This window comes from Leisingera aquaemixtae, assembly GCF_001458395.1.
Taxonomy (GTDB): domain Bacteria; phylum Pseudomonadota; class Alphaproteobacteria; order Rhodobacterales; family Rhodobacteraceae; genus Leisingera; species Leisingera aquaemixtae.
Window position 1 is genome coordinate 139307 of the sequence record NZ_CYSR01000030.1, and the last position, 12182, is coordinate 151488.

General features: G+C 65.6%; 8 protein-coding genes. 6 read left to right on the top strand and 2 right to left on the bottom strand.

Annotation, left to right across the window (positions count from 1 at the left end; translation table 11 throughout):
- Positions 1-180 precede the first annotated feature (180 nt).
- The 5 genes from dusB to ntrX all read left to right on the top strand — a co-directional run bounded on the left by dusB (position 181) and on the right by ntrX (position 7403).
- The gene (gene dusB / locus PHA8399_RS14300; protein ID WP_058286799.1) at positions 181-1167 is read left to right on the top strand and encodes a tRNA dihydrouridine synthase DusB; all 987 of its coding nucleotides are present in this window, start codon (positions 181-183) and stop codon (positions 1165-1167) included.
- Entirely contained in the window at positions 1164-2243 is a 1080-nt protein-coding gene (locus PHA8399_RS14305) for a two-component system sensor histidine kinase NtrB (RefSeq protein ID WP_058286800.1), read from the top strand. The genes dusB and PHA8399_RS14305 overlap by 4 nt, the downstream gene beginning before the upstream one ends.
- A 3-nt stretch (positions 2244-2246) precedes the next feature.
- On the top strand, positions 2247-3614 hold the full coding sequence (locus PHA8399_RS14310; protein ID WP_058286801.1) for a response regulator: 1368 nt from the start codon (positions 2247-2249) through the stop codon (positions 3612-3614).
- 100 nt (positions 3615-3714) lie between these two features.
- Positions 3715-5997 (top strand): sensor histidine kinase NtrY-like, encoded by a 2283-nt coding sequence (locus PHA8399_RS14315; protein WP_058286802.1) that lies wholly within the window; start codon positions 3715-3717, stop codon positions 5995-5997.
- Positions 5994-7403 (top strand): nitrogen assimilation response regulator NtrX, encoded by a 1410-nt coding sequence (gene ntrX, locus PHA8399_RS14320; RefSeq protein ID WP_058286803.1) that lies wholly within the window; start codon positions 5994-5996, stop codon positions 7401-7403. The genes PHA8399_RS14315 and ntrX overlap by 4 nt, the downstream gene beginning before the upstream one ends.
- A 45-nt stretch (positions 7404-7448) precedes the next feature.
- On the opposite strand, the gene PHA8399_RS14325 is transcribed toward ntrX, so the two are convergent.
- The gene (locus PHA8399_RS14325) at positions 7449-9782 is read right to left on the bottom strand and encodes a caspase family protein (protein WP_058286804.1); all 2334 of its coding nucleotides are present in this window, start codon (positions 9780-9782) and stop codon (positions 7449-7451) included.
- Positions 9783-10220: 438 nt separating this feature from the next.
- Complete coding sequence (locus tag PHA8399_RS14330; RefSeq protein WP_082649553.1) at positions 10221-10691, bottom strand: hypothetical protein; 471 nt, start codon at positions 10689-10691, stop codon at positions 10221-10223.
- A gap of 113 nt (positions 10692-10804) precedes the next feature.
- Between PHA8399_RS14330 and trkA the strand changes: the two genes are divergently transcribed.
- Entirely contained in the window at positions 10805-12181 is a 1377-nt protein-coding gene (gene trkA / locus PHA8399_RS14335) for a Trk system potassium transporter TrkA (protein ID WP_058286806.1), read from the top strand.
- The last annotated feature ends 1 nt before the right edge of the window (position 12182 follow it).

Below are 12182 nucleotides of genomic sequence, written 5' to 3' on the forward strand. Positions count from 1 at the left end.
AAGGCCTCGTTGCAAATCCGGCCTTTGTTTATGAGGTGGCGCGGAGATAGGCAATCACCTGGCGGAAAGTGCCTAATAATTAGGCAAATGAGGGCTGGCAGTGCCTTGCACAGGGCGGTTTCATTGCTGCATAGCAGTGACTTCGGATAAAAAAGCTTCAGTTGCACAAGGATTAGGCAGTTGTCCTTCACGCTTGGAACCACCTCCATGTCTCCGCCGATTGCATTGGCGCCGATGGCCGGAATCACCGACCGCCCGTTCCGGGATCTGGTCCGCTCCTTCGGGGTGGGGCTGATGGTGAGCGAGATGGTGGCAAGCCAGGAGATGGTGCAGGCCAAGCCCGGCGTGCGGGAACGCGCGGAGCTGAGCGCCGATGCGGAAAACACCGCGGTGCAGCTTGCAGGGCGCGAGGAATACTGGATCGCCGAGGCTGCCAAGCAGGTCGCGGGGCAGGGCGCGCGGATCATCGACATCAACATGGGCTGCCCGGCCAAGAAGGTGACCAACGGCTATTCCGGCTCGGCCCTGCTGAAAACGCCCGACCACGCGCTGCGGCTGATCGAGGCTGTGGTCGGCGCGGTGGATGTGCCGGTCACGCTGAAGACGCGGCTGGGCTGGGACGATCACTGCCTGAACGCCCCGGATGTGGCGCGCCGCGCGGCGGAGGCCGGGGTGCAGATGGTGACGATCCACGGCCGCACCCGCTGCCAGTTCTACAAGGGGTCGGCGGATTGGGCGGCGATCCGGGCCGTCAAGGACGCGGTGAACGTGCCGGTGCTGGCCAATGGCGATATCGTGGACACGGCCTCTGCCAGGCAGGCGCTGGAGCTGTCGGGCGCCGATGGTGTGATGATCGGGCGCGGCGCCGAAGGCAAACCCTGGCTGCTGGCGGAGGTGGCGCATCATCTGTGGGGCACCCCGGCACCGGACGTCCCCGAGGGAGCGGCGCTGATTGCAATGGTTTCAGAGCATTACAAGGCGATGCTCGCGTTTTACGGGCCGGAACTGGGCGTGCGCGTCGCGCGCAAGCATCTGGGCTGGTACATGGATGAGGCCGGGACCGGCCCGGCCATGCGCCGGGCGGTGCTGACAGAGAAAGACCCAGCAGACGTTCTGGCCCTGCTGCCGGAGGCGCTGAGCGCGCGGGATGCGGAGGCTGCCGCATGATGGACAGCGCCGCCCTCTGGGCCTCTCTGCCGGTGCCTGCGTTCCTGATCGACGCCTGGGACAAGATCGCGGATGTGAACGCGGCCGGAGAAGGATTCTTGAACACCTCCCGCAAGGCGCTGCTGGGCCAGCCGGTCTGGGACACGCTGGCGATTGACGCGCCGATCGAGGATGCCTTTGCCCGCGCCCGGGTGCAGGGCACGCCGCTGTTCGTGAACGACATCGACGTCGGGTCCGGCAGCCGGGCGCCTTTGCAATGCGGGGTGCAGATCGCCTCGCTGCAGGGCCAGGAGGGGGTGATGCTGCTGATGGTCACCCCGCGCGAGCTGGCCGGGCGGATGACCCAGACCCATTCCGCCAAATCCGCCGCGGCCTCGGCCATCGGCATGGCGGAGATGCTGGCGCATGAGATCAAGAACCCGCTGGCGGGGATCACAGGGGCGGCGCAGCTTCTCAGCATGGGGCTGGGACCGGAGGATCTGGAGCTGACCGACCTGATCGTCAGCGAAAGCCGCCGTATCGTGAAGCTTCTGGAGCAGGTGGAGCAGTTCGGCAACCTGACAGAACCGGAGTTCAAGCCGGTGAACCTGCATGACGTGCTGGACCGGGCGCGCCGCTCGGCGCTGCTGGGCTTCGGGGCGCATATGACCATCACCGAAGGTTATGACCCGTCGCTGCCGATGGCCTGGGGCGATGCGGACCAGCTTTTGCAGGTGGTGCTGAACCTGCTGAAGAACGCCTCGGAAGCGGCTGATCCCAAGGGCGGGCATATCCGCATCCGCACCTTTTACGAACATTCCTTCCGGCTGCGCCGCAGTGACGGAACCGGCAAGCTGCTGCCCTTGCAGATCGAGATCATCGACGACGGGCCGGGGCTGCCGGAGAATATCAAGGATGACATCTTCGACCCGTTTGTGTCGGGCCGGGAGAATGGGACCGGGCTGGGTCTTGCTTTGGTGAGCAAGATCGTCTCGGAGCATAATGGCTGGATCTCGGTAAGCTCGGTTCCCGGGCGCACGGTGTTCCGGCTGTCGCTGTCGCGCGTGCCGCGTGACGCAAAACCTCAGGAGAGCTGATTCATGGACGGCACCGTTCTGGTCGCTGACGACGACCGCACCATCCGCACCGTTCTGACCCAGGCGCTGACCCGTGCAGGCTGCAAGGTGCATGCGACCTCCTCGCTGACCACGCTGATGCGCTGGGTGGGCGAGGGCAAGGGCGACGTCGTGATTTCGGATGTGATGATGCCGGACGGAAACGGGCTGGAGATGCTGCCCAAGATCCAGGCGGACCGGCCCGGGCTGCCGGTGATCGTGATCTCGGCGCAGAACACCATCATGACGGCAATCAAGGCGGAAGAGGCGGAGGCCTATGACTACCTCCCCAAACCCTTTGACCTGCCGGAGCTGATGAAGCGCACCGCCAAGGCGCTGTCGGCCAAGCGGGTGGCGCCGGCGGCCGCCAAGGGTGAGGTGCGGGAACGGCCGGAGGAGCTGCCGCTGATCGGCCGCAGCGAGGTGATGCAGACGCTGTACCGGCTGATTGCACGGGTGATGAACACCGATCTTCCGCTGCTGATCACCGGGGAAAGCGGGACGGGCAAGTCCCTGATCGCGCAGGCTATTCACGATTTCTCAGATCGCCGGACCCTACCGTTTGTGCATGCCGACGCCGCCAGCCTGATTGAGCTGGAAGGCCCGGCGCGGCTGCTGGCGCAGGCCAAGGGCGGCACGCTGGTGATTGATGAGCTGGCCGACCTGCCGGAAGAGGCGCAGGCGCGGCTGGTGCGGATGATGGACAGCCCCGGCGACCATGCGCCGCGCTTCATCGCCTCCAGCCAGAAAGACCTGGCGGCGGCGATGGAGGCAGGCGCGCTGCGCCAGGACCTGTATTACCGGATCTGCGGCACCGCGCTGCATGTGCCGGCCCTGCGCGAGCGGGTCGAGGATATTCCGCTGCTGTCGGAGCATTTCCTGATCCGGTCCGAGAACGAGGGCGCGCCGCACCGGGTATTGAGCGAGGGCGCGCGCGAGGTGCTGCGCCATTTCGGCTGGCCGGGCAATGTGCGGCAGCTGGAAAACGCGGTGCGCCGCCTGGCCTTGACCGCCCGCGGCGAGGAGATCACCCAGGCCGATGCCGCCGCTGTGCTGGGGCCGCAGTCCGGGCCGGAGCCCGCGGTGGCTGGCCTGTCCAGCGAGAAACTGTCCGAAGCCGTCGGCCGCCACTTGCAGCGCTACTTCGACCTGCACGGCGACATGCTGCCGCCGCCGGGCCTGTACATGCGGCTGCTGCGCGAGGTGGAGACACCGTTGATCGAGATTGCGCTGACAGCGACGGGCGGCAATCAGGCAAAATGCGCCGAGCTGCTGGGCATCAACCGCAATACCTTGCGTAAGAAGATCACCGATCTTGATATTGAGGTGACACGCCGCCGCAAACTGATGTAATATCGCCACAGAAATGTGGCTTTGCCGTGAATTTCCTAGGCAGGGCCACGAGATATGGCGGTGACTCGCAAAGAGTCGCACATCAGGATGAGGGCAGTGGGTGGCGTATAAGTCACATCTGAGGGCAGCATACGGGCCGCTTGCGGCCATTGACCGGTGGGGGAAGACCCGCCGCGCCCGCAATATCGGCACCATTGGCCTGGTTCTGCTGGGGCCGGTGCTTGCCTTGGCGACATTCCTGATCATCGGCCCGCTGGGGCAGGGGGCGTCCTCGCGGTCGCTGCGGCTGATCCTGCTGGCGGATCTGGTCTATATCCTGACCATCGCGGCGCTGGTGATGGCGCAGATCGTGCGCCTGTTTGCGGCGCGGCGCTCGAAATCGGCCGGCTCCCGCCTGCATTTGCGGCTGATCGGGGCCTTTGGCTTTCTGGCGCTGATCCCCACGGTCATTGTCGCGGTTTTTGCGGTGCTGACGGTGAATGTCGGGCTTGAGGGCTGGTTTTCGCAGCGGGTGCGCCAGGTGATTGGCAGTTCGCTGGCCGCCGCAGAAGCGTATCAGGCACAGCAGAAGGGCGACCTGAGCGAAGATGCCCGGGCCCTTGCGCGCTATCTGGACGGCAGCCGCACCCGCAGTTTCTTCATCAACGACGCTGAGCTGCGGCAGGTGCTGGCACAAGGCCAGCTGCAGATCCAGCGCGGCCTGCGCGAGGCCTATATCCTCGACAGCGGCGGGCAGATCCGGGCGCGCGGCGAACGCTCCTATGAGTTTGATTTCGAACGGCCCAACAGCCGCCAGCTGGAGGCGGCCCGCGAAGACGGCATGCTGCTGATCGAGGATTGGGACAACAGCGAGTTTCGCGCCCTGGTGCAGCTGAACGCCTTTGTCGACAGGTTTTTGTACATCAGCCGCGATGTGGACGGCGAGCTGCTGAACCTGCTGGATGACACCCAGGAAACCGCCCATCTTTATCAGCAGCTGGAAAGCGAACGCGGCCGGGTGCTGTTTGAATTTGCGCTGCTCTATATCGGCTTTGCGCTGATCCTGATCCTGGCGGCGATGTGGCTGGGCATGTGGTTTGCCGAGCGGCTGTCGCGGCCTGTGGGGCGGCTGACGGTCGCGGCGCAGCGGGTCGGCTCCGGCGATCTGGACGTGCAGGTTCCGGTTGATGACGGCGGCGACGAGATTTCCCAGCTGGGCCAGTATTTCAACCAGATGACCCGCGAGCTGAAGGGGCAGCACAGCCGCCTGCTGGACAACACCCGGCAGATCGAACGCCGCCGCCGCCTGTTTGACTCGGTGCTGTCGTCGGTGACGTCCGGGGTTGTGGGGCTGGACGCCGACGGGCGGGTGACCTTCGTGAACCGCTCTGCCGAACGCCTTCTGGACTGGCAGGAGGACCAGCAGTCGCTGGCGCTGGCCGTGTCCGTGCCGGAGTTCGGACCGCTGTTTTCTGAACTCATCGGCACTGGCGCCGAGGTGGTCCAGGAGGAAATCAAGGTGACCCGCCAGGGGCGGCTGGAAAACCTGCTGGTCCGGATGTCGCCGCGCCGGTCCGAAGAGGGCGGCCTGGAAGGCTATGTGGTGGCCTTTGACGATGTGACCGATCTGGTCAGCGCGCAGCGGATGGCGGCCTGGGGCGATGTGGCCCGCCGTATCGCGCATGAGATCAAGAACCCGCTGACCCCGATCCAGCTGAGCGCGGAGCGGATCAAGCGCAAGTTCGCGCCGAAGCTGGGTGAGGAAAACAGCGATCAGCTGCAATCCATGACCGACGTGATCGTGCGCCAGACCAACGACCTGCGCCGGATCGTCGATGAGTTCTCGAAATTCGCCCGCATGCCGGAACCGGAGCGGCGCGAGGAGGATCTGGTGAAACTGGTGCGGGACGCGGTGATCCTGCAGCAGCAGGGACAGCCGGATGTCCGGATTACGGCCAAGCTGCCAAAGGAGCAGATGCCCTCGGATCTGGATGCGACGATGATTGGCCAGGCGCTGACCAATCTGATCAAGAATGCAGGCGAAGCTATTGAAAGCCTGCAGAACAAGGGCGCTCCGGACGGTCTGGTGCCTCAGATCCGGGTGGCAGCGGAGAAGACGGGCAACTTCTACGAGATCCGCATCGCCGACAATGGCATCGGTCTGCCCGAAGACCGGGCGCGGCTGTTTGAGCCTTATGTGACCACGCGCGATGCGGGCACCGGGCTGGGGCTGCCGATCGTCAAGAAAATCATCGAAGAGCACGGGGGCACGCTGACGCTGGAAGATGGCCCGGTGTTCGAGGGACACGCGCATAACGGCGCAATGGCGGTGATCCGCCTGCCCGCCGCAGCCAAAAAAGCGGCGGCGCCTAACAAGAGCACAGTGAAAGCAGGTCTGACATGAGTGACATTCTGATTGTAGATGATGAGCGGGATATCCGTGAGCTGGTCTCGGACATTCTCGAGGACGAAGGCTATGCCACCCGCAAGGCCGGCAGTTCGGATGAGTGCATGGCCCGGCTGGAAGAGGCCAAGCCCGCGCTGATGATCCTGGATATCTGGCTGAAGGACAGCCAGATGGACGGCATCGACATCCTGAAGACGGTCAAACGGGACACGCCGGACATCCCGGTGGTGATCATTTCCGGCCACGGCAATATCGAAATCGCGGTCGCCGCGATCAAACAGGGCGCCTATGACTTCATCGAGAAGCCCTTTAACATCGACCAGCTGATGGTGGTGATCCGCCGCGCGATGGAAACTTCACGCCTGCGCCGCGAAAACTCCGACCTCAAGCGCAAGGAGACCGGTCCGGCGGATATGATCGGCACCTCCGCCGCGTTCCGCACCCTGCTGGGCCAGCTGGACAAGGTGACCAAATCCAACGGCCGGGTGATGCTGACCGGTCCGGCCGGCAGCGGCAAGGAAATCGCGGCGCGCTACATCCACGCCAATTCGAACCGGGCGTCGGCGCCTTTCATCACCGTGAACTGCGCCAGTATCGAACCGGACCGGATGGAAGACGTGCTGTTCGGCCGCGAATCCTCTGAGCGCGGGGTCGAGCCCGGCCTCTTGGAACAGGCGCATGGCGGCGTGGTGTTCTTTGACGAGGTGGCGGACATGCCGCCGGGCACCCAGTCCAAGATCCTGCGGGTGCTGGTGGATCAGCAGTTCCAGCGGGTTGGCGGCTCGGACAAGATCCGCGTCGATCTGCGGGTGGTGTCCTCCACCAACAAGAATCTGGATGCGGAGATCGAGGCCGGCACCTTCCGGCAGGAGCTGTACCACCGCCTGAACGTGGTGCCGGTTGCGGTGCCGTCGCTGGCGGACCGGCGCGAGGATATTCCGCTGCTGGCCAATTATTTCATCTCCCAGTTCAACGAGGCTCAGGGACTGCCGCTGCGGGAGCTGACCGAGGAAGCTGTGGCGCTGATGCAGACGATGCCGTGGCCGGGCAACGTGCGCCAGCTCAAGAACCTGGTGGAACGGGTGCTGATCCTGGGCGACGGCAGCGGCCCGATCGAGGCCAAGGACCTGCCGCGCGAAGAGGAAAAGACCGAAGAGGAGGGCCGGGTGGTGCTGTCCGGCGCGCTGGCGACCCTGCCGCTGCGCGAAGCGCGGGAGGCGTTCGAGCGGGAATACCTGCTGACCCAGATCAACCGCTTTGGCGGCAATATCAGCCGCACCGCGTCTTTTGTCGGCATGGAACGCTCGGCGCTGCACCGCAAGCTGAAATCGCTGGGGGTCGTGACCTCTAACAAGGCTGGCGCCCGGGTGGCGCATGTGGAAACCGAGGAAGAACAGGCCTGACCCGGCGGCAGCCGGTGCGCCCGGACATGCCGGGCGCAGGCGAGGTCAGAACAGGTCCTGTCGGATCGGGTTCACCGCAAAATGGATCTGCGCGGCCAGCTGCAGCCGGCTGACCGGATCCTCGGGAACGATGGCGGGCAGGCCCGCTTCCCGCGCGCGGTTTTCAAGCTGCTTGCGCGACGCCGGGCCGAACTGCCCGTCGACCGCAATGCCGGAACCCAGCTGGCGCAGGATATACTGGGTGCCCGCAGCGACGTCCCGTTCCGGCATGCCGGACAGCAGCTCGCGCGCGGCGGCGCGGGCGTCCGGATCGTTCAGCGCCATCGCCTTGCCCGCCCGCGCGGCAGCAGCATGGGCCGGAACCCGGTCAGAGAGCCGGTTCAGGGCAACCCAGGCGCCATTGGCACCGCCCCAGGCATCGCCGCGGGACAATCCCATGTCATACCATTCCAGCGCCTCCGCCGCGTCCCGTCCGGGCAGGTCGCCGCCCATGATCATCCGGCCGATCTCTGCCGGGGCGTGCGGATGGCCCAGCTGGGCCGCTTCGGCAAACAGCGCCCGGGCCTTTTCCTTGTCGGCCGGCTTGCCCGCGCCGCCATCGCGGTAGACATAGCCGAGATTGGCGGTGCCATAGATGTCGCCGCGCCCCGCCGAGGCCTCCAGATAGGACAGCCCGCGTTCCGGCTGCGCCAGCTCATCGCCGCTCCACAGGAAGAACACGCCCAGCTCATTCATCGAATAGGTATGGCCCAGCTCCACCGCGCGGCTGAGCAGATCGAAGCCGCGCTGCTTTTGCTCGGGCGTGCTGCTTGTGCGCAAAAGCCTCTTGCCGCGGGCGTGCATCGAGAAGGGGTCGCCCGCCTCGATCCCCTTGTCCCACAACGCAAAAGCCTTGTCCGGGTCATAGGCGATCGGCACGGTTTCGCGGTCCACATTCGGGGTGACATGCAGATAGGCGACCGCGTTGTAGGCGCGCACATGGCCCAGTTCGGCGGCTTTTTCAAAGGCGTCGTAGGCTTCGATCAAGCGGCCCTGACCCTGCAGCGCGCGGCCCAGCTGGTAGTGCAGCCGGCCAAGCTCCGGCGCGGCCCGCACCGCTTCGCGGCAGGCGGCCTCCGCCGCTTTCAGGTCAATCTCATTGGGATAGCGGTAAAGGCCCACCCCTTGCAGGTCCAGCAAATCCCCGGCTTCCAGATCGCACTGGCGGGCCACCATTTCCAGGTTCACGGTCACGTCACGCACCGTGTCCGCCTGCGCAAGCCGCAGAACCATCCGGTCCTTGCGCACCTGGCCGCCATCCTGCCGTGCGGGCAGTTCCGCCAGTTTCGGCGCATAGCTGAGGCTAAGCGCGCTGCCGTCCCCCGACTGCAGCGAAGTGACGCCGGAGGACGGGGATTCCAGAAGTGTCACCGTGGTGCCCGCGCCCACATAAGGGCGGATTTCCGGCGCCAGCTCCAGCGAGCGGCCAAGCGGGATTTTCACCGACAGCTGATCCGGCAGCTGGTTCAGGCTGGCCGGCGCGGCGCCGGGTTCTGCCTTGGCGACGTTCAGCGACCGGTCCGGCGGGCGCAGGTAGATCTTTTGCATCAGTGTCGAGCTTTCCCAGGGCACCTGGGTGTTGCCGGTTGTGCTGTAGACATCGCCGCGGATTGCGGCCAGCACGGTCATCGCGTCCTCCTCCGGGCGGTCGGGGAAGTGGCGCACGACTGAGGCCGTGTAGGGGCTGTTGCCGCCGGGCTCGCCATCCAGCGCGGTGGCGCCGGGGGAGGTGGAGAAGGCCACCAGCGTGTTCAGCGGCGGGCGGAACACGTCAAACCCTTCGCGCGCCTCATAGAGCTGGGCGCCGACCTCGGCGCTGAGTTTGGCGTCGGGCACCGGGTTGTCGCGGCAGGAATCCAGCATCAGGATCTGGCTGCCCGCCTTGCCGCCAAGAATGGCCGACACCCGGTCCAGCGTGACCGACTGGAAAGGCAGGTCGTGAATGCCCGACAGTTCCGCATCGCTGGTCAGCAAGTAGTTGCGCCGCCCCAGCTGGATGCCGTGGCCGGCGTAGTAAAAGAACACCTGGCTGCCGTCGCGGATGTTGAGCGCGGCCTGGCGCAGCAGCGCCTCAAACCCGCGCTTGTCCAGGTCATAGCCTTCAAAGACGGTATAGCCAAAGGACTTGAGCATCTGCGCCATCGCCTTGGCGTCATTGCGGGTATTGGTCAGGTCGGTGACGTGGTCATAGTCCTGGATGCCGATCACGATGGCGGTTTCGGGTGCCGCCGCGCGCTCGCTGGTTTCATAGGCGGCCTGTGCCGGCGCCGCGGGCAGCAGCGCCGCGCAAGCCAAAGCCGCGGCTGCGGGGCGGAGAGGTCTGTACGGCAGGGCTGTCATGACAGTGTCCCCGGGTTAGCCCCAGCCCCCGCCGCCGCCTCCACCGCCAGCACCTCCGCCTTTCGGCGGCCCGATAGTGTCTTCTTCCGGGGTGGCCGGAGCGGGGGCGGGCGCTTGTGCCGGAGCGGGGGCTGGAGCGGGTGCAGTTGCCGGCGCGCGGTAGGTTGCGGGCGCGCTGTACGTCGCGGGCGCCGGAGCCGGAGCGGTTACGGCGGTTGGGGGCGGAGCAATGGGCGTTGTGGGCTCGCAGGCTGCTGTGACAGCGGCGACGGGCAGCGCGGCAAACAGGAAATGTATCCGCATCGGGTACCTTTCTCTCGGAAAATACTAGTCAACAAACAATCCGGTAAACAGCTTACTTGAAATGGCGGTGCAAATCAAAGTTAAGCCGCAGAAGCCCCGCCCCGGAACCCGGCCAAAACGGCCAACGATGCAGAATCAGCCGCCGGGGCGGATGATGATGCTGCCATCCCGGTTGCGCTGCGCGCAGGCGGCTTCGGTCAGCGGTGCCAGCCGCGCGCCGGGCGGCACCACCGGGGCGGTCCGCCGGGTGCAGCGTTTCAGGGCGATCTGCTGGTAGCCTTTGGCGGCCATGCAGGATCTTTCCAGCCGCTTGCGCAGCGGCTTGTTCACATCCACCGTGTAGATGCTGCCCTCCACCCAGTAGCCGGGGTGGTAATAGCAGTCGCCGCCATGGCAGACCTTGCGGCCGGGGTAGAAGACTGGCGGGTGCTGGCGGATTTCATTCGCGACCGGCGCGTCTTTCAGGGACTGGGCCTGGCAGCTGAGTTCATCCGAGTGCAGGCGGGACACCTCAGCACCCTGCCTGTAGTAGACTGGGAGCGGGCCGCAGGCGGCGGCGCCCAGCAGCAGGACGAGGCCCGCCAGGATGGACAGATTTCTGCGCATGGGGAAATAATGGCTGCAATCAGAGGAAGTTACAATTAATTTGACCGTGAAAGCGGCTTCTGTCATTCACGTCGGGCAAAACTCCGCCGGAAATTCCGCCAAGGGATACGCATATGAAAGTCATTATCTGCGGTGCGGGCCAGGTCGGCTGGCAGATCGCCCGGCACCTGTCCGGCGAGCACAATGACGTCACCGTTGTCGACAACAATGCAGAACTGGTGCGCCGCGCCACCGACACGCTGGACGTGCAGGGCATTCACGGCTTCGCCTCATACCCGGATGTGCTGGAGCGGGCCGGGGCGCGGGATGCGGATATGATCATCGCCGCCACCCATTCGGACGAGGTCAACATGGTGACCTGCCAGGTGGCGCATTCCGTGTTCAAGGTTCAGCGCAAGATCGCCCGGCTGCGGGCCAAAAGCTATCTGACGGCAATCTATTCCGATCTCTATCAGCGCGAGCATCTGCCGATTGACGTGGTGATCAGCCCGGAGCGGGAGGTCGCCGCGGCAGCGATGCTGCGGCTGTCGGCGCCGGCGGCGTTTGATACCGAGACCTTCATGGGCGGGATGGCGCAGCTTCTGGGCATCCAGATCGATGCCGACTGCCCGGTGGTGAACACGCCGCTGCGGCAGCTGACCGATCTGTTCTCGACGCTGCGGGCGATTGTGGTCGGGGTGCGCCGCGACGGCACCCTGTTCGCGCCGGAGCCGGGCGATCAGCTGTTCGTGGGCGACAGCTGCTATGTGTTCTGCCACGTGGACGACGTGCCCCGCACCATCGAGGTGTTCGGCAAGCACGAGAAGCGCCAGGACCGGGTGGTCGTGGTCGGCGGCGGCAACGTCGGGCTGGAAGTGGCCAAGGCGCTGGAGAGCAGCACCTCCCGGATCCGGGCCAAGGTGATCGAGCGGGACCGAAGATGCGCGGAACGCGCCGCGGAGGAGCTGGAGCGCACCATCGTGCTGCACGGCGACGGCCTGGACCGGGCGCTGCTGATCGAGGCGGGCATCGACAAGGCCGATGCGCTGCTGGCGGTCACCGATGACGACAAGACCAACATGCTGGCCGCCGTGCGCGCCAAGGCCGAGGGCTGCCCGCTGGCGATTGCGCTGGTCAACGATCCCACCCTGGTGCCGCTGCTGCCGCACCTGGGCATCGACGCCTATATCAACCCGCGCTCCACCACCGTCAGCTCGATCCTGCGCCACATCCGCTATGGCCGGGTGCGGCAGGTCTATTCGCTGGGCGACGCCGAAGCGGAGATGATCGAGGCCGAAGTGCTGTCGACCTCGCCGATTTCCGGCCAGCTGATCCGGGACACCGACTTTCCCGAAGGCGTTCTGGTTGGCGGGGTGCAGAAGAACGGCGAGATGGTGCGCCCCTCCGGCGAGATGCGGATCGAGGAGGGCGATGTGATCGCGCTCTTTGCAATGGCGGATGACGTTCCGGAGGTCGAGCGCCTGCTGCAGGTGTCGATCGACTACTTCTAAG